Genomic DNA, 18,347 nt, shown 5'->3' with positions numbered 1-18,347 from the left:
TGCTATGATATCACGGAACGAGTCTTTACCGAAAGGAAATGAAAAGACGTGACCTACAGAGAAGCAAGGGTATATTTGGACGAAATGTCGAAATACGGAAGTGTACTTGGCTTGGATACGATTCGAGGTCTGTTGCGTGAACTCGGAAATCCGCAGGATGATCTGAAGTTCATACATATTGCAGGGACAAACGGCAAGGGATCTGTGCTTGCATACACTTCAACGATACTAAGTGAGGCAGGATACAGAGTCGGGCGGTATGTCTCGCCGACGGTAGTCTCCTATCTGGAACGGATCCAGACGGACGGAGAGTGGATACCGGAAGAAAAATTCGCGCAGCTGACGGAGAAAGTTAGAGATGCTATTGCCCGCATGGAAGCGGCCGGGGAACACAGCCCGACCGTGTTTGAAGCAGAGACGGCGATAGCTTTTTTATATTTCCGGGAAATGAAATGCGACCTGGTTGTGCTGGAAGCCGGACTGGGCGGAGAACTGGATGCGACAAACATAGTAAGCAATACAATTTGTGCTGTGTTTACAAGCATTGGAAGGGATCACATCGGCGTTATCGGCGACACGGTTGAGGAGATCGCGCAGAACAAAGCAGGGATCATAAAACCCGGATGCACGGTTGTATCCGTGCGGCAGAGGGAGTCAGTGAATGAGGTGATAAAGAGCCGGGCGGAGGCGTGCGGCTGCAGTTACGTGCAGGCGGACCCGCGCCGGGCAGAGATCCTGGAGGAGAGTCACCGGGGAACCCGGTTCGCATACAGCGGATGGAAGAACGGCGGTGAATGCAGGGATCGCGGGGAAAAATTTCACACCGTCCTGGCGGGAAGGAACCAGATTGAGAATGCAGTGACAGCCCTGGAGGTGATCCGCGCACTGCAGGAAAGAGGATATGCAGTCAGTACAGAAGCGGTGAAGCGGGGCATGGAGCGCACCGTCTGGCCGGGGCGTTTTACCTGTCTCGGGGAGAATCCGGTTTTTATTCTGGATGGAGCCCACAATGAGGACGCAGCGCTGAAGCTTAAGGAGTCTGTGGAGACTTACTTCCACGGACGGAGACTGGTGTACATTACAGGCGTGTTCCGGGATAAGGAATACAGAAGGATCGCCCGGATTATGGGCCCTGCTGCGGATACCGTCTTTACCGTGGATCTTCCTGACAGAAACAGAGTGCTTCCGGCTTCTGAGCTGGCGGAAGTTTACCGGGATTACTGTGGGGACGTAAGAGCGCCGGAGCGGGAGATGCCGGGAAACGAAGCGTCCGAGACAGTGGAAAGAGCGGTGAGAGCGGCGATTCAGGAGGCTGCGGAGGAAGATGTGGTTCTTGTGTTTGGATCGCTTTCCTTTCTCTCGCAGGCAGAGGCGGCATACCGCGCTGTGAAAGATGAAGAAGGATAGGGCAGAGACAGACAAAGCCGGAGATGGACAAAGCCGGAGACGAATCAAAGCGGAGCCGGACAAAGGCAGAAACGGACAAAGCCGGAGATGAATCAAAGCGGAGCCGGATAAAGTCAGAAACGAACAAAGGCGGGAAAGAGAAAAAGAGGGATGAAAATGATAGATCATGAGAAAATAGAGCAGGCGGTTCGGCTTTTTCTGGAAGGAATCGGAGAAGATACGGACCGGGAAGGGCTGAAGGATACGCCTGCGAGAGTTGCCCGGATGTGTGAGGAGCTGTACGCAGGGGCCGAGGACGATGCGGCGGTGCATCTGGCAAGGACATTTACTTCAAAGAGCAGCGAGATGGTGCTGGAGAAGGACATTACTTTTTATTCCACCTGTGAGCACCACATTCTTCCGTTCTACGGGAAGGCGCACATCGCCTATATTCCGGACGGCAGAGTGGTGGGGTTAAGCAAGCTTGCCCGCACGGTGGAGACCTATGCGAGACGTCTCCAGCTCCAGGAGCAGCTTACCGGACAGATCGCGGATGCTCTGATGGAGCATATGGCACCGAAGGGAGCCATCGTTATGATTGAGGCGGAGCATATGTGCATGACAATGCGGGGAATAAAGAAACCGGGCAGCAGGACGGTGACGATTGCAAGAAGAGGCGTTTTTGAATCCGATCCGGTGCTGGAAGAGCGGTTCTTCCGCATGCTCGGGAGGTGAGCGGCGTGGCGGAGAAGATGAAACGGGTAAACGCTGTTCTCCGGCATCCGCTGTACAGTGAGTGCAGCCGGAAGCTGGAAGAGTTGGAGCAGGGGAGGATCTTCTGCCGGCACCAGATGAACCATCTCCTCGATGTGGCGAGAATCGCGTACATCACTGCGCTGGAAGAGGGGCTTCCTCTGGAAAAAGAGACGATCTACCTGGCGGCGGTTCTCCACGATATCGGAAAATACGCGCAGTATGAGGAGGGGATTCCTCACGAGAAGGCCGGTGCGAAGATTGCGGAACAGATTCTTGACGAACTGCCTTCGGACTGTATATGCACCCCGGAGGAGAAACAGATGATTCTGACAGCCATCCTCGGGCACCGGAGACTGAAAGGCGATGCAGAGCCTCTGGAGAGGCTTCTGTATATGAGCGACAAAGCGTCCCGGATGTGCTTTGCCTGTCCGGCAGAGCGGGAATGCGACTGGGATGAAGAAAAGAAAAATATGGAGATAGAGATATGATTATAGGCGGAAAAGAATTCGACACAGACAACAATACTTACATCATGGGAATCCTGAACGTGACGCCGGATTCCTTTTCCGACGGGGGAAAGTACAATACCCCTGACGCGGCGCTCTTTCACGCGGAGCAGATGGTGCGCGAAGGGGCGGATATCCTCGACGTGGGCGGAGAGTCCACACGTCCCGGCCATGAGCAGATTTCGGACGGGGAAGAGATATCCCGGATCACCCCGGTGATCGAGCGGCTGAAAAAGGAGTTTGATGTCCCGGTGTCCGCGGACACATATAAAAGCGCAGTGGCCCGGGCTGCTCTGGATGCAGGGGCGGATCTGATCAACGATATCTGGGGGCTGAAGTACGACGAAGAGATGGCCCGCGTCATCGCGGAGAGCGGCGCGGCGTGCTGTCTAATGCACAACAGGAACGGATCGGATTATGGACAGTTTCTGCCGGAATTTATGGACGACATGCGGGAGTGCCTTGCGATCGCTGACCGGGCGGGGATAGGCAGAGACAGGATCATACTGGATCCGGGCGTGGGATTCGGCAAGACTTATGAGATGAACCTTGAGATCATCGCGCATCTTGAGATTATGAAAGAGTTCGGGCTCCCGGTACTTCTCGGAACGTCGAGAAAATCCGTAATCGGGCTGACACTTGACCTTCCGCCGTCAGAGAGGGAGGAAGGAACACTTGTGACGACGGTCTACGGTGTCCAGAAGGGGTGTGCCTTTGTGAGAGTGCATGACGTGGAGAAAAACAGGCGGGCAGTCGCGATGACAAGAGCCCTTATGAAATACTGAGAAACAGGGCTGAAGATTCCGAGAAGTTATTATTGTAGTAGGGAGGAAGTGCAATGCAGAAAGACAGGATACGGATCGAGGATCTGGAGGTGTTTGCAAACCACGGGGTGTTTCCGGAGGAGAACCGGCTGGGGCAGAAGTTTCTTGTGTGCGCGGACCTGTATACAGATACAAGGCAGGCGGGGCGGACAGACGATCTGACCGCATCGGTTCATTACGGGGAGGTCAGCGCCTTCATTGACAGCTACCTAAGGGAAAACACATACCAGCTTCTTGAGAGGGCTGCGGAGTGTCTGGCAGAAGAGATTCTGATCCGTTATCCGAAGATCGGAAGAATTGCCCTGGAGATCAAAAAACCGTGGGCTCCGGTAGGACTGCCTCTTAAGACGGTCAGCGTGAAGATCGAGCGGGCAAGACACACCGCGTACATCGCACTTGGCTCCAACATGGGAGAACGGGAAACATATCTGAAAAACGCAGTGGAAGCGCTGGATCATATCAGAGGATGCTCTGTAAAGAAAGTGTCGGACTTTATCGAGACTGCGCCCTACGGCGTCACGGATCAGGCAGATTTCCTGAACGGATGCCTGGAACTGGAGACGCTTCTTTTTCCGGAGGAACTGCTCGGAGAACTGAACCGGATTGAAAAAGAGGCAGGACGGGAGAGGAAGATCCACTGGGGACCGAGAACACTGGATCTGGATATTCTCTTTTACGATAATGAGGTTGTACAGGAGAATAATCTGTGCATTCCTCATGTGGACATGCACAGGAGAGAGTTTGTCTTAAGGCCGCTTTCCCAGATCGCGCCGTATAAGCGCCATCCGGTATATGGAAAAACAGTGACGGAGATGCTTGAAGACTGTACAGGGAGAATAGAAGCAGCGCGGGCAGGAACACAGCGGTAAATTCCCGTTTCCGGTTATGGCGAAGCGGTACGGCAGACTGTGCGGAACGCACTTCCGGTTTTGCGCTTGCCAGGAACTGTATGGTGTGCTATTATTTATATAACACGAACGAGAAAGGGGACCGTTATGATCATAGAAGTTGATTTTGACAGTGACGAGGCGATATACGTTCAGCTCTGCAATCAGATTATTATGGGGATTGCGACATCCGTCATACGGGAGGGGGATTCTCTTCCGTCGGTCCGCCAGCTCGCCGACACAATCGGAGTAAATATGCATACGGTGAACAAGGCGTACAGTGTGCTGAAAAGAGAGGGATACATCAGCCTGGACAAGAGAAGAGGCGCCGTCATTGCGCTTGACATCGACAAGATGGAGCAGCTCGAGGAGATGAGACGGGAGCTTAAGATCGTGCTTGCAAGGGGATGCTGCAAAAATATTTCGCGGCAGGAAGTGCACGATCTGGTAGATGAAATATTTGACGACTACGAGTGACAGGGAGGAATCTATGCAGTTATCATATACGAAACAGGCGGAGGAAGCGATTAAGTTTGCCGCCGCCAAAGCGAAGGAGATGAATCATCCGTACATCGGAACCGAGCATCTCCTTCTTGGACTCGGGGCGCAGTATTCCGGAGTGTCCGGACAGGTGCTCTCCCAGAACGGAGTGGAGGAGGAGAAAATCCTCCGGCTTATGGATGAGCTGATCGTTCCCCGGGACAATGTGTTTGCCGGCCGGAAGCCTGAGGAGAGTCCGAGGTTCCAGGACATTTTGAAGAACAGCGAGAGGGAGGCTGTAAGGCTGCACGCTCCGGAGATCGGAACGGAACATCTGCTGCTCTCCATGATCCGGGATGTGGACTGCGTGGCGACACGGATTCTGATCACGCTTAACATCAATCTTCAGAAGATCCTTCAGGATGTTTTAAACGCGGCGGGCGCGGACTTAAGAGAGTATCAGGAAGAGCTTCAGGAGGACTCAAGAGGCGCCGGCTCCATGACAGAGCAGTACTGTACGGACATGACGGCCCGCGCAGAGGAGGGAAAGCTTGATCCGGTGATCGGCAGGGATCAGGAGATGTACCGGCTCATGGAAGTGTTAAGCCGCCGGACGAAGAACAACCCCTGCCTGATCGGTGAGCCCGGTGTAGGCAAGACCGCGATCATCGAAGGACTGGCACAGCGGATCGCATCCGGAATCGTGCCGGAGAAGATGAAAGGGAAGCGGATCTACACCCTCGATCTGCCCGGCCTCATCGCGGGATCCAAATACCGCGGTGAATTTGAAGAGCGGATGAAAGGCCTCATCGGGGAAGTGGAGGCAAGCGGAAATATTATCCTCTTTCTGGATGAGATCCACACCATGATCGGAGCCGGAGGAGCAGAGGGCGCCATCGATGCGTCCAGTATCCTGAAGCCGTCTCTTGCAAGAGGGGAGTTACAGCTGATCGGCGCCACGACCATTGCCGAGTACCGGAAATATATCGAGAAAGACGCCGCTCTGGAGCGGCGGTTCCAGCCTGTATCCGTGGAGGAGCCGACAAAGGAGCAGTGTCTTGCCATCTTAAGCGGCCTGAAGGAAAAGTATGAATCCCATCATCGCGTTTCTATCGAAGAGAGCGCGTTGGAGGCAGCGGTACAGATGTCAGAGCGGTACATCACAGACCGGAATCTGCCGGATAAGGCGATCGACGTCCTGGATGAGGCGTGCGCGAAAGTCAGCCTGAAAGGATACAAAGTGCCGGAGCAGCTCTCAGCGCTGGAAGGAACACTCAAAGAACTTGTCTCTCAGAAAGAGGAGAGCATCCGCCGGGGAGACTTCACCGAAGCGTCCATGATACAGAAAGAGCAGGAGCAGGTGGAAGCGCGTCTGGAAACGGTGAAGAAACGCTTTGATAAAAAGAGTGCTGCAGCGCATCCGGCGGTGACGGAAGATGAGATTGCATCCGTTGTGTCAGCCTGGACAAAGGTGCCGGTGCAGAAGCTTACCGAGAGTGACACAGAGCGCTTAAAGAAACTTGAGACAGTGCTTCACAGGCGGGTTGTCGGACAGGAAGAAGCGGTCAGCGCGGTCGCCCGTGCGGTAAAGAGGGGAAGAGTCGGGCTCAAAGACCCGAAGCGGCCGATCGGCTCCTTCCTTTTCCTCGGGCCTACCGGCGTGGGAAAGACCGAGCTGTCCAAGGCGCTTGCAGAAGCTCTTTTTGGAAGCGAGGAAGCGATGATCCGCGTGGATATGTCGGAATATATGGAGAAACACTCTGTCTCAAAGATGATCGGTTCTCCTCCGGGATATGTTGGACACGAGGAAGGCGGACAGCTAAGTGACCGGGTGCGGACCCACCCGTACTCGGTTGTGCTCTTTGATGAGATCGAAAAGGCCCATCCGGATGTGTTTAACATCCTTCTTCAGGTGCTGGACGACGGACATATCACGGACTCCCAGGGGAGAAAGGTGGATTTTTCAAATACAGTGATCATCATGACGTCCAACGCCGGGGCAAAGGCGATCGTAGATCCGAAGAAACTCGGATTCGCGGCAAAGGAAGATCCGGCGGGAGATTACAAGCGGATGAAGCAGAATGTGATGGACGAAGTGAAGATGATCTTCCGTCCGGAATTTTTAAACAGGATCGACGAGACGATTGTGTTCCATGCGCTTGACAAGAGCCACATGAAGAAGATCGTGACACTTCTTGTGCGCAGCTTTACGAAGAGGCTGGCGGAGGAGATGGATATCCATCTGACGCTGCGCGATTCGGCGAAAAATCTGATCGTTGAAAAGGGAACGGACGCCAAATACGGGGCCCGTCCGCTTCGGCGCGCGCTTCAGACAGAGTTGGAGGATAAGCTTGCGGACGCGATTCTCTCCGGGGAGATAAAGGCCGGAGACCATGTAGAGGCAGGGACGGCAAAGAAGGAGATCCGCTTCACAGTGAAGAAATTTCAGTAGAAAAAAAGAACGGATTATATTATAATATCGATAGCAGATTGAATCTGAAATACTTAGGAGGAAAATTTAAGATGGCAGCGGTAAAAGACTTATTGCACGCAGAAAACGACGGCACTCTCAGCTTTGGGGACTACACGCTTGGTGCGAAGACAAAGAAGGACAATTTCGAGTTCCAGGGTGATATTTATAAGGTGAAGACATTTTCGGAGATCACAAAGCTTGAGAAAAACGGAATGTTCGTCTATGAGTCCGTTCCGGGAAGCGCGGTGGAGAGCTACAGAGAGACTGACTCGGAAGTTTCGTTTGAGGTATCTGCGGCGGGGGACGTGCAGTTTACGCTGGAGCTTGAGCCGGAGAGCGAGTACGAGGTATTTATCGACGGTGTTTCCGCAGGAAAGATGAGTACGAATTTAAGCGGAAAGTTAAGCGTCAGTGTAGAACTGAGCGCAGACAACAGCGCGCAGGTGAAAGTCGCAAAATGCGAATGAGATAGTTCTTTCCGGGGTGGATGTGAATCCACCCTGTTTTCTTGCGTGATAAGCCCGGCAAGCGGATGCCATGCCTGCATGAGCATGCGTTTGCCGGGCAGCGGACAGCGAACGGCTCTGACGTGTGCTGCCTGCGATCCGGAAAAAAACAGCTTCAGAGAGGATAAAGGTACAATGGCGAAAGGAAAAAAGAGCGTATATTTCTGTCAGAACTGCGGTCATGAAGAGTCGAAGTGGCTGGGGCAGTGTCCGGCCTGCGGAGAGTGGAACAGCTTTGTGGAAGAGAGGATTGACAGCGGGATTACGAGGGGATCAACTGTATCTTCCCGATCGGTGAGAGAGTCGGTAAGGGAGGCGGATGTTGTTCCGCTCAATGAGGTGAACGCGGACAACGACGTGCGGTGCTGCACCGGCATAGGAGAGCTGGACCGGGTGCTGGGAGGCGGGATCGTCCCCGGATCGCTCGTGCTTGTGGGCGGTGATCCGGGAATCGGAAAGTCAACGCTGCTTCTTCAGGTATGCCGGGAGATGTCGGCGCAGAGGAAGGTACTGTATATATCGGGGGAGGAGTCCCGGGCGCAGATCCGGCTCAGGGCAAACCGTATGGGCGTGTTTCCGTCCGGGCTGCTGCTTCTTTGCGAGACGAATCTGGAGATCATACGGGGCGTGATTGAGAGGCAGAAGCCGGATCTTGTCATTATTGACTCTATTCAGACGATGTATAGCGAGGAAGTCGGTTCGGCCCCGGGAAGCGTCTCCCAGGTGCGGGAGGCTACCCATCTGCTCATGCAGCTTGCGAAAGGGCTGAATATTTCGATCTTTATTGTGGGACATGTGACGAAGGAAGGAACCGTGGCAGGCCCGAGAGTGCTGGAACACATGGTGGATACTGTGCTCTATTTTGAGGGGGACCGCCATGCGTCCTACCGGATCCTTCGGGCGGTGAAAAACCGGTTCGGCTCCACAAATGAGATCGGTGTTTTCGAGATGAGGCGGGAAGGGCTCTCAGAGGTGAAAAACCCGTCGGAATATATGCTGAGCGGAAGGCCGGAGCACGCTTCCGGATCAGTTGTGGCATGTTCCATCGAGGGAACGAGGCCGATTCTGATCGAAATTCAGGCGCTCGTCTGCCACAGCAATTTCGGGATGCCGAGAAGGACGGCTGCCGGGACGGATTACAACCGTGTGAACCTGCTTATGGCTGTGCTGGAAAAACGGCTTGGCATGGCGCTTGCCAGTTCCGACGCCTATGTAAATATTGCCGGAGGAATCCGGATGAATGAGCCGGCGATTGATCTCGGGATCGTGATGGCGATCGTTTCAAGTTTCCGGAACCGTCCGGTGGATGAGAAGACGATCGTGTTCGGCGAGGTCGGACTCAGCGGAGAAGTCCGGGCGGTGAGCATGCCGGAGCAGCGCGTGGCAGAGGCGAAGAAACTTGGGTTTGAGACATGCATTCTTCCGGAGGTATCGCTTAAGATGGTAAGGGGGATCAAGGGCATCCGGCTTGTCGGCGTGAAAAATATCGGGGATGCGGTTGCGGGAATCTGACAGTAAGACTGAAGATAACGGAATAAAAAAGTAGCGGAATAACAAAATAACAGAGCAGCAAAATAGCGGAGTGATAAAATAGCGGAGCAATAAAATTACAGAGTGACGAGATAATGGAACAACGGAGGACAGAAATGGAACGATACAGAAGGAAAGCAAAGTATTATGAGACAGACCAGATGGGGATTATCCATCATTCCAACTACATCCGCTGGATGGAGGAGGCGAGAATCGACGTGATGGGTCAGCTTGGATATCCGTACCGGAGATTCGAGGAGATGGGGTATTTAAGCCCGGTACTTCACGCAGACTGCGAGTACAGGAAGAGTGTGAAGTTTGACGATGACATAGAGATCGCAGTCAGCATCCAGGACTTTGGAAAGGTGAAGTTTACGCTCAGATATGATATCTACAACATGTCCGAAGGAGGAGTGCTCAGTGCCTACGGGACGACGACTCACTGTATGCTGAACCGTGACGGAAGACCTGTTATAATGAACAAAGAAATGAAAGAGTTTTACGAGATAATGGTAAAACTCAAGGAAGAGCAGGAAAATAAGAGCGAATAGGGCTGAACAGAGGGCGAACGGGAAAAGGCCATAGAGACAGTCTGAGTGAAAGGAGCGGCAGAAGAAAGATGAAAACACCTTCAATGGATGAATGGATAAGAGAAGCAAAATCACAGGAGGGCGCTTCCGGGTGCGGAATGTATCTTTTTCACAACGGAGTGGTCCGCAGATCGGCCAAGGCGGCTGTGAGACAGGGCGCGGAAGATACAGGCGAGGTTACGGCGATGCGTTTTTCAAGCGACGCGGCGAAAGTGGAGGCAGCGGTGGAGCGTGCGCGGAAGATGCCCGGGATCTCCTATGTGCGCGTGTGGCTCAATGAGGGAGTGCTGAATGTGGGAGACGACATCATGCTCGTTCTCATCGGAGGCGATATCCGGCCTCATGTTGTGGACGCGCTGCAGACTCTCGTGGGAGAGCTGAAAACGCAGTGCGTGACGGAAGAAGAAATATTTGGCTGACTGTGTGATTTCAGTCGTTAAGCAGGAAGGAGCTGCTGCACGGATTGAGTGCGGCAGCTTTTTTGTGAGGCGGCCTAGCCAAAGCCCGGGCTTGCCCGAGGCCTTGGCGACCGCTTACAATCCCGGAATGTGCTGCCAGGCACTTCCGGTGATTGCCTTTATAGTGGTTTCAGCGGAAAGGAGCCGGAAAGAAACAAATTTCAAAATAAACAGTATATAACAGTTGACAACAGTTATATACTGTTATATACTGTTAATCAAGAGGAGGACAAAAATGAAGATTATAATCAACAGTTCATCGATGGTACCGATCTATGAACAGATCATGGATCAGATCAAGGCTCTGATCACAGCCGGCGATTTGAAAGAAAACGACATACTCCCCTCTGTCCGGACTCTTGCAAAAGATTTGAAGATCAGCGCCCTGACTGTCAAAAAAGCATATGACAATCTGGAACAGGAAGGGTACACTGTCACTGTCCACGGCAAAGGAACCTTTGTGGCTGCGGCCAACCCGGAGCGGATGATGGAAGAACGGCGCCGGGAGGTGGAGGACGATCTGGCAAAAGCAGTGGAGAAGGGCCGCAGATGCGGACTTGAGGACAGCGAGATCAGGGAGTTATTTGAATTGATCATGGAGGACTAGAAAATGTTGGAAATTAACAGCCTGGTAAAGAATTACAGGGATTTCACCCTGAAGTGTACGATGAAGGTGGAGCGTGGGTGCATCACCGGACTGGTCGGGGAGAACGGCGCAGGAAAGAGTACGGCTTTCAAGGCGCTGCTTGGACTGATCGCATACGACGGAGGAGAGATCAGACTTTTCGGAAAGTCCCCTGCGGAGCTGACAAGGGAGGACAGAGAGAAGATTGGAGCGGTCATGACCGGTTCCGGTTTCAGCGGATATCTCAAAGTAAAAGATATCGTGCCGGTTCTTGAGGCCATGTATACGGGATTTGAAAAAGAAAAATTTATGAATCTCTGCCGGAAGATGAGCGTGCCGTCTGATAAGTTTATCAAAGAGTTCTCATCCGGTATGAAGGCAAAACTGAAAGTGATCACAGCGATCACACACAGGGCGGATTTTCTCATTCTGGATGAGCCGACTGTAGGTCTGGATGTGATGTCGAGAGAGGCGATCCTGAATCTGTTAAGAGAGTACATGGAAGAGAACGAGGAGAGGGCGATTCTGATCAGCTCCCATATCTCGTCGGATCTGGAGGGACTCTGCGACGATATTTACATGATACATGAAGGAAAAATTATTCTGCACGAGGATACGGATGTACTGCTCAACGAATACGGTCTGATCAAGGCGTCACCGGAGCAGTTTGCCGGACTTGACCGGAAACATATTCTGAGAGTGAGAAGGGAGTCATACGGGTATGACTGCCTGACAGACCAGAAACGGTATTACAGGGAAAACTATCCGGATATCGTAGTGGAGAACGGAGCACTTGATGATGTGATTATGATGCTGACAGGAGGGAAAGAACTGTGAAAGGACTGCTTATTAAAGATATAAAACTTCTGAAAAACCAGGGGAAAACGCTGATTATCACGCTTTTTGTCCTGGGGATCGTATGGGGCGCCATGAATGCAAATCCGTTGACAATCGTCTCCTATGTTACAGTAATACTTGCCATTTTTACAGTGTCGACAATCAGCTATGACGAGTATGAAAACTGTTATCTGTTTCTCTTCACTCTTCCTGTGACAAGGAAGCAGTATACAGTGGAAAAATATGTATTCACGCTTCTGCTCGTAGTCGGTGCATGGCTGATCAGCATGGCAGTGGGAATCGTCATCTGGGCGGTACAGGGCATGGAGACGAGTCTCTCCGAGGTGGTTCTGGGCGGATGTCTCATCGCTCCGATCGCTCTTCTGTTTGACAGCGTTCTTATTCCGGTCAGGCTGAAGTTCGACGGGGAAAGAGGAAAGCTGGTCATTCCGATCGTTGCCGGAGGAGTGGCACTTCTGGTTGTGTGCATCTATCAGATTCTGGAGAAAATTCCGGGAAATGTGCTGGGGGATCTTGTTGCCGCGGCAAACCGTCTGGGAGTTGGGGAGCTGGGCGCAATTTTCGGTGTGGCAGCAGTTGTGGCTCTGATTATTTCCTTTCTGTGCAGCATGCATGTGATGGAAAAGAAAGAGTTTTGAGAAGCCTGAAACGGCTTATTTCTAAAACAGCGCCGGCGAATGAGAAGGAACGCAGTATGTGTCCCTCCCGTTCGCACGGCGCTGAATGATTTTAATCGAAAAGAATGGAAAAGCAGCTTCTCACTTCTTTACAAGGTCCTGATATTCCGGGTGTTTCTCAAACCACCCCGCGGCATAGGAACAGGTAGGCACAGCCTTTAAATTCCGGCTTTTGAGATCTGCTGTCAGTTCCTCCATGAGCTTCCCGGCGATTCCCTGACCGCGCAGGGAAGAGTCGACGAAGGTGTGGTTTATGTTCACGGTTTCGCTGTCGATGTAAGGAAACGTGATCTCTGCAGTCAGTGTGCCGTCCTCTGAGTAGAGGGCGATCTGGTTTTCGTTGTGTTTGAAGTTCATTTTCGGGGTCTCCTTTCTGGTTTGTGTGTAAATGTTCTATTCTTCCTTGAACTTTTCCAGTTCCTCACTGGTGATGTTGCAGTAATTTTTGATCTGCTCATCGGTAAGTCCCTGTCGGAGCATATTTTGGACAATTTCCCGGATACCTTTTTGAATACCCTCCTGGATTCCTTCCTGTCTGCCGGATTCTTTGCCCTCATTCCAGGCAGCTTCACGCTCCTGCATCATATGACGTTCCTGATTATATTCAAAAATACTCATTTCCTTCGCCTCCGCTCTGTGTTTGTCCAGAAATTCTTTCAGGATTCAGTTCTTGCTTCTGGATTTAAGGTTGCGTTTTGTCATATGACAGCCTCCTTTTTGATAAATGGTGCAGAAGAGACTGTTTCGTCTGTCTGATCCTTTCAAAAAATCTCTCTGCTGTATTGAATGGGAATAAAAGCATTGAGATTTTCCTGAATGTGATTAGAATTTCTGAAATGGCATCGTGCATTTTTAGAATAAAAACATGCTGGAAATGGTTAATGCTTTGTGTGTATCATAACATATATGGACGGGAGATACCAGTGAAAACTTGTGATTTTCGTAGTTCCTGGATGCGCCTAGCCGGAAGGAGGGTGTTGGTTGAACCACGTAAAGCAGCGCCGACACTTGGTGCGCGTACTTTGCGCACCTATGTACCGCTGCGCTGCGTCCCGAACGAAAGTGCGGGTGAAACCAACACCCTCCTCCCGGCGGAATTATCCGGTTCCCGATAAATCACAATTTAACAGTTCCTTTTCCTGCTTCACTGTGGTAAAATACAAAAGTGACATATCACAATAAAGGAGTACATATATCTATGGCTGATAAAAAAATTCTGGCGATGGGAAATGAGGCGATCGCCCTCGGAGCCATCCGGGCGGGCGTGCGCATGGCTGCGGGATACCCGGGCACCCCGTCAACAGAGATACTGGAGACAATTGCAAAACACAATGACGGCCGGATCCATGTGGAATGGTCCGTCAATGAGAAAGCAGCGATGGAAGTGGGGGCCGGAGCGGCATACGCAGGCGCGCGCACAATCGTTACGATGAAACAGGTGGGATTAAATGTGGCTTCTGATCCCCTCATGAGCCTTGCATATATGGGTGTGAAAGGGGGCATGGTGATCGTGTCAGCGGACGATCCGGGTCCGATCTCATCCCAGACAGAGCAGGATACGAGAACATTTGCCCAGTTTTCGAAGCTTCCGGTATTCGATCCGTCATCTCCGGAAGAGGCGTATGAAATGATCGGGGAGGCGTTTGAGTTTTCAGAGAAATATGCAACGCCGGTATTGTTCCGCCCGACTACGAGAGTCTGTCATGCCTGTGCGAGTATCACGCTTCTGCCGGACATGGAAACAGCAGAGCCGGAAGGGTTTATTAAAGATACGATGCGCTGGGTGATTTTTCCACGCACTTCTTATCTGAATCATGTGAAAATTGAAAAAAGAAACGCTGAACTTTCAGAACTGCTCTCTGATTATCCGCGGAATTTTGTGACAGGCTCCGGTATCGGAGAGAAGAACTGCCGTAAAGGAGTCGCGGCATCGGGAATAAGTTATGCATACACAAAAGAAGTAATTCCGGACGGAGTGCCGCTTCTGAAAATTTCGACTCCGCATCCGTTCCCGGAGCGGCTGGCGAAAGAGTATCTGGAAGGGCTGGATGAAGTTCTCGTTCTGGAGGAACTTGATCCGATGGTGGAGAGAGAACTGCTGCGCATTGCGGGAAAATATCATCTTCCGGTAACGGTGCGCGGAAAACTGACCGGAGATACAAAGAATGCCGGGGAGAACAGCACGGAGAGTATCCGGGCTGACCTGGAAAAGTTTCTCGGCATGTCCCTGATGTCTGAGGATATAGAATCTAATCCGGAGACTCCGGAGCTGCCGGTGCGTCCGCCCGTCCTCTGCGCGGGATGTCCCCACAGAGCTTCGTTTTACGCGGTGAAAAAAGCGATGAAAGGAAAGAAGGCGGTATTCAGCGGAGATATCGGATGTTATACGCTGGGAAATGCGCAGCCGCTTGATATGGTGGATACCTGTCTCTGCATGGGAGCAGGCGTAACGATTGCGCAGGGGCTCCATGTGATTGAGCCGGATGCAGTGAATTTTGCATTTATCGGAGACTCTACGTTCTTTGCTTCCGGTATCACCGGCGCAGTGAATGCTGTATACAATGGAAATGATATCGTGCTTGTTGTGCTTGACAATTCCACAACTGCCATGACAGGACATCAGCCTCATCCCGGAACGGGGAAAACGATCATGGGAGAGGTAGCCGCGAAAGTCAGCATCCGGAAGGTGCTGGAAGGAATCGGAGTGGAGCGCATTTATGAGGCGGATCCCCTTCAGCTTGAGGAGGCGGTGGAGACAGTGAAAAAGGCGGCGGAAGGAAACGGCGTCCGCGCTATTATATTCAAGTCTCCGTGTATTGCGGTGGCAAGACCGCAGACTGGATATGAAGTCGATCAGAATATGTGCCGGAAATGCAAAGTGTGCATCAAAGAGCTGGGATGCCCTGCAATTGTGACAGAAGGAGAACGTGTACAGATTGATCCGTCACTTTGTTACGGATGCGGAATCTGTGCGTCAGTATGTCCGTTTGAGGCGATTCAAAAATCAGACAGACAGGGAGGTGAGGCATGATGAGCAGAAGTTGTCTGCTGTGCGGAGTGGGCGGCCAGGGAGTTGTACTGGCATCAAGGCTCATTGCGTATGCGGCTATGGAACAGGGAGATTTTGTGCGCACTACTGAAACGATCGGAATGGCGCAGAGAGGCGGATCGGTAGTAAGTCATGTGAGAGCAGGGGAAAATGTTCATTCCCCTTTGATTCCGTTTGGATGTGCGGATGTGATTCTTGCCTTTGAACCGGGCGAAGCGGTGCGATGCCTTCCGTATCTGAAAGAAGACGGAGTTGTGATTACAAACAGCAGGATCGTAAAACCGGTAACTGCAACTTTGGGAGGAAGCGGTTATACTGCGGATACGATGCTTGATTATCTGAAAGAAAAGGCCGGGAGGCTTCTCGTGATTGACGGAGAAGCAATCTGCAGAGAGGCGGGTTCCCCGAAAGTGCTCAATGTGGCGCTTCTCGGTGCTGCGGCAAAGAGCGGTGCGCTTGGCATTTCCATGGAGGAAATGCTGGAGGCTGTGAGAAGGAACGTGAAGGAAAAATATATCGCGCTCAATGAAAGGGCGCTGGAACTCGGAGGAGAACAAGTATGAAGATGACAGAACTGCAGTTTGAGATGATCAAGGAGAACCTCCGGCAGCTCACCTCAAAAGAATGCTTCTATAAAGAAAAGCTGAAAGATGTCGATATTGAGTCGGTCAGGACGCAGGAAGATTTTGAAAAACTGCCCTTCACGTGGAAGGGAGATTTAAGAGAGGCATATCCGCTTGGACTTCAGGCCGTGCCGGACGAAGAAGTGGTTCGGATTCATTCTTCGTCGGGAACAACCGGAATCCCGGTTATTATTCCCTATACGAAAAAAGATGTGGAAGACTGGGCAAAAATGTTTGCGCGCTGCTATGAGATGGCGGGAATTACCGCACTTGACCGTATCCAGATCACGCCCGGATATGGTCTGTGGACTGCCGGAATCGGATTCCAGGCCGGAGCAGAGTATCTGGGGGCAATGACGATTCCGATGGGGCCGGGAAATACGGAGAAACAGCTTCGCATGATGCAGGATATGAAATCAACGGTGCTGTGCGCGACGTCTTCTTACGCACTTCTTCTGGCGGAAGAAATCGGAAAAAGAAACCTGACAGATAAAATCTATTTGAGAAAAGGTGTGATCGGTTCGGAGAGATGGGGCAGCAAGATGCGTGCGCGCATTGCGGCTGAACTCGGCGTGCAGCTCTATGACATTTACGGACTGACAGAAGTGTACGGACCGGGAATCGCTATGAGCTGTGAATATGAGTGCGGGATGCATTACTGGGATGATTATCTCTATTTTGAGATTGTTGATCCGAAGACCGGGAAGAATGTTCCGGACGGCGAGGTGGGTGAACTTGTCATTACTACGCTGAGAAAGCAGGGGGCGCCGCTGATTCGCTACAGAACACATGACCTGACAAGATTTATTCCGGGCGAATGCAAGTGTGGTTCAAAATTCCCGAGAATCGATACGCTGATCGGAAGAACGGATGATATGGTGAAGGTAAAAGGAGTGAACATTTTCCCGAGCCAGATTGAAGAAATGCTTAAAAACGTGCCTGAGGCTTCCAGTGAATATCAGTTTATGCTGGACCATCTGTTTGGAAAGGACGAGTGTACACTTTTTGTGGAGATTAATAAAGGGGTGGATAAGAAGCAGGCGGAGACAGCGATACAGAAGGCGTTTAAAGAAAAGATCGGTATTCTTGTGCATGTCAAACCGGTGTCGATCGGAGACCTGCCGAGAAGCGAAAAGAAGTCTACGAGAATATTTGACAACAGGTATTAGGGGGACTCCGGAGAGAAACAGACAGAAAGAAGAAAAGAAGATAAAGAACGTAAGATCCTGGAAGCAGTATTTGTGGCCAGGGTCTTTTTGCGTTTTCAGCTTTTTCTGTTTTGGGTTTTTTGTTTGATGTTTCCTGGTATTCCCGGGGAATGGAGAGTACTGGATCTGTCCGGGTTTGAGAGGAAGGGAGGGGCAGCGGGGCGGCGTGCAGGCCATAATATATGGGAAAAAAGATGCCGGGAAAAGACAGAATTGTGTGAATTGTCTGAAATAAATAAAAAAGAGAAAAAACATTGACAATTCCCTCCGATGATGATAAGATAGCACCTGTCGCTGATGACGGGGACACAACAACAGAGCAGATCGGCTCAACCGGAGACGCGGAGGCGGAACGACCGGGGAGCTGAGAAACGAAAAAAAGTTGTTGACAGAACCGGAAAGATGTGATAACCTATATAAGCTGTCATCGAGAGCCGGACATCACGAAGGCTTCGATGAAACAGAAAAATAAAAAAGTTCTTGACAAACGAAAAGAGATTTGATAGAATATCAAAGCTGTCGCTTGAAAAGAACGACAGGAACCTTGATAACTGAACAATAGACAACAACCCTTGAAAATTTCTTTGAAGAGAAAATTTTTCGAACAGCGGAGGCTGTGCGAGCAAGGCGGCAGACTGGAAAACTTGTTTTCTGAGGATGGCGCATGCGAGCATTGGCGGAGCCAACGAAGCGAGAAACTTTGTTTCGAGCTGAGGAACAGCCGAAGCGGAACCAAACACAGTAAAAAGGGAAGAATTAGCTAGTAGTTAATTCTGAACTGGATACAAACACTTTTAACGAGAGTTTGATCCTGGCTCAGGATGAACGCTGGCGGCGTGCCTAACACATGCAAGTCGAGCGAAGCACTTTACTTTGATTCTTCGGATGAAGAGTTTTGTGACTGAGCGGCG

General features: G+C 51.5%; 19 protein-coding genes and 1 rRNA gene. 18 read left to right on the top strand and 2 right to left on the bottom strand.

Annotated elements, in window-relative coordinates:
* The first annotated feature begins 48 nt into the window (after positions 1-48).
* The 14 genes from LKD70_RS10625 to LKD70_RS10560 all read left to right on the top strand — a co-directional run bounded on the left by LKD70_RS10625 (position 49) and on the right by LKD70_RS10560 (position 12,517).
* Entirely contained in the window at positions 49-1,407 is a 1,359-nt protein-coding gene (locus tag LKD70_RS10625; RefSeq protein WP_227708005.1) for a bifunctional folylpolyglutamate synthase/dihydrofolate synthase, read from the top strand.
* Between the two features lie 159 nt (positions 1,408-1,566).
* Positions 1,567-2,121, top strand: coding sequence for a GTP cyclohydrolase I FolE (folE, locus tag LKD70_RS10620; RefSeq protein ID WP_407690961.1), 555 nt, complete (start codon positions 1,567-1,569; stop codon positions 2,119-2,121).
* Positions 2,122-2,126: 5 nt separating this feature from the next.
* Positions 2,127-2,630, top strand: coding sequence for an HD domain-containing protein (locus LKD70_RS10615; protein WP_407690955.1), 504 nt, complete (start codon positions 2,127-2,129; stop codon positions 2,628-2,630).
* Entirely contained in the window at positions 2,627-3,433 is an 807-nt protein-coding gene (folP, locus tag LKD70_RS10610; protein WP_227708004.1) for a dihydropteroate synthase, read from the top strand. The genes LKD70_RS10615 and folP overlap by 4 nt, the downstream gene beginning before the upstream one ends.
* Positions 3,434-3,486: 53 nt before the next feature.
* A complete protein-coding gene (folK, locus tag LKD70_RS10605; RefSeq protein ID WP_227708003.1) occupies positions 3,487-4,341 on the top strand; it encodes a 2-amino-4-hydroxy-6-hydroxymethyldihydropteridine diphosphokinase in 855 nt (284 codons plus the stop codon).
* A 126-nt stretch (positions 4,342-4,467) separates the two neighbouring features.
* Complete coding sequence (locus LKD70_RS10600) at positions 4,468-4,836, top strand: GntR family transcriptional regulator (protein WP_227708002.1); 369 nt, start codon at positions 4,468-4,470, stop codon at positions 4,834-4,836.
* A 13-nt stretch (positions 4,837-4,849) separates the two neighbouring features.
* A complete protein-coding gene (locus LKD70_RS10595) occupies positions 4,850-7,291 on the top strand; it encodes an ATP-dependent Clp protease ATP-binding subunit (protein ID WP_227708001.1) in 2,442 nt (813 codons plus the stop codon).
* A 71-nt stretch (positions 7,292-7,362) separates the two neighbouring features.
* Positions 7,363-7,779 carry an endosialidase gene (locus LKD70_RS10590; protein WP_227708000.1) on the top strand — a complete coding sequence of 139 codons (417 nt, stop codon included), beginning with the start codon at positions 7,363-7,365 and terminating at the stop codon, positions 7,777-7,779.
* A gap of 174 nt (positions 7,780-7,953) precedes the next feature.
* A complete protein-coding gene (radA, locus tag LKD70_RS10585) occupies positions 7,954-9,330 on the top strand; it encodes a DNA repair protein RadA (protein ID WP_227707999.1) in 1,377 nt (458 codons plus the stop codon).
* A 134-nt stretch (positions 9,331-9,464) separates the two neighbouring features.
* Positions 9,465-9,899 carry an acyl-CoA thioesterase gene (locus LKD70_RS10580; protein ID WP_227707998.1) on the top strand — a complete coding sequence of 145 codons (435 nt, stop codon included), beginning with the start codon at positions 9,465-9,467 and terminating at the stop codon, positions 9,897-9,899.
* A 68-nt stretch (positions 9,900-9,967) separates the two neighbouring features.
* Positions 9,968-10,357, top strand: coding sequence for a molybdenum cofactor biosynthesis protein MoaE (locus LKD70_RS10575; protein WP_227707997.1), 390 nt, complete (start codon positions 9,968-9,970; stop codon positions 10,355-10,357).
* Between the two features lie 274 nt (positions 10,358-10,631).
* Positions 10,632-11,003, top strand: coding sequence for a GntR family transcriptional regulator (locus LKD70_RS10570; protein WP_227707996.1), 372 nt, complete (start codon positions 10,632-10,634; stop codon positions 11,001-11,003).
* Positions 11,004-11,006: 3 nt separating this feature from the next.
* A complete protein-coding gene (locus LKD70_RS10565; protein WP_227707995.1) occupies positions 11,007-11,858 on the top strand; it encodes an ABC transporter ATP-binding protein in 852 nt (283 codons plus the stop codon).
* Positions 11,855-12,517, top strand: a complete 663-nt coding sequence (locus LKD70_RS10560; RefSeq protein WP_227707994.1) for an ABC-2 transporter permease — start codon at positions 11,855-11,857, stop codon at positions 12,515-12,517. The genes LKD70_RS10565 and LKD70_RS10560 overlap by 4 nt, the downstream gene beginning before the upstream one ends.
* 120 nt (positions 12,518-12,637) lie before the next feature.
* Here the strand turns inward: LKD70_RS10560 and LKD70_RS10555 are convergent, their stop codons facing one another.
* A complete protein-coding gene (locus LKD70_RS10555) occupies positions 12,638-12,946 on the bottom strand; it encodes a GNAT family N-acetyltransferase (protein ID WP_227708057.1) in 309 nt (102 codons plus the stop codon).
* Between the two features lie 3 nt (positions 12,947-12,949).
* On the bottom strand, positions 12,950-13,174 hold the full coding sequence (locus LKD70_RS10550; RefSeq protein WP_227707993.1) for a hypothetical protein: 225 nt from the start codon (positions 13,172-13,174) through the stop codon (positions 12,950-12,952).
* Between the two features lie 580 nt (positions 13,175-13,754).
* On the opposite strand from LKD70_RS10550, the gene iorA reads away from it, so the two are divergent.
* From iorA to LKD70_RS10530, 4 genes are all read left to right on the top strand, one after another.
* Entirely contained in the window at positions 13,755-15,587 is a 1,833-nt protein-coding gene (gene iorA / locus LKD70_RS10545) for an indolepyruvate ferredoxin oxidoreductase subunit alpha (RefSeq protein ID WP_227707992.1), read from the top strand.
* Positions 15,587-16,168 carry an indolepyruvate oxidoreductase subunit beta gene (locus LKD70_RS10540; protein WP_227708056.1) on the top strand — a complete coding sequence of 194 codons (582 nt, stop codon included), beginning with the start codon at positions 15,587-15,589 and terminating at the stop codon, positions 16,166-16,168. The genes iorA and LKD70_RS10540 overlap by 1 nt, the downstream gene beginning before the upstream one ends.
* Positions 16,165-17,397: a phenylacetate--CoA ligase family protein gene (locus tag LKD70_RS10535; protein ID WP_227707991.1), complete on the top strand. Its 1,233-nt coding sequence runs from the start codon at positions 16,165-16,167 to the stop codon at positions 17,395-17,397. Before LKD70_RS10540 ends, LKD70_RS10535 begins: the two co-directional genes overlap by 4 nt.
* 832 nt (positions 17,398-18,229) lie before the next feature.
* Positions 18,230-18,347: ribosomal RNA gene (locus LKD70_RS10530) — 16S ribosomal RNA — on the top strand; the annotation flags it as partial.

Source organism: Ruminococcus turbiniformis, from assembly GCF_020687545.1.
Classification (GTDB): Bacteria; Bacillota; Clostridia; order Lachnospirales; family Lachnospiraceae; genus Mediterraneibacter; species Mediterraneibacter turbiniformis.
Note: the sequence above shows the minus strand (reverse complement) of the source record. Positions and strands in the feature narration are given on the sequence as shown.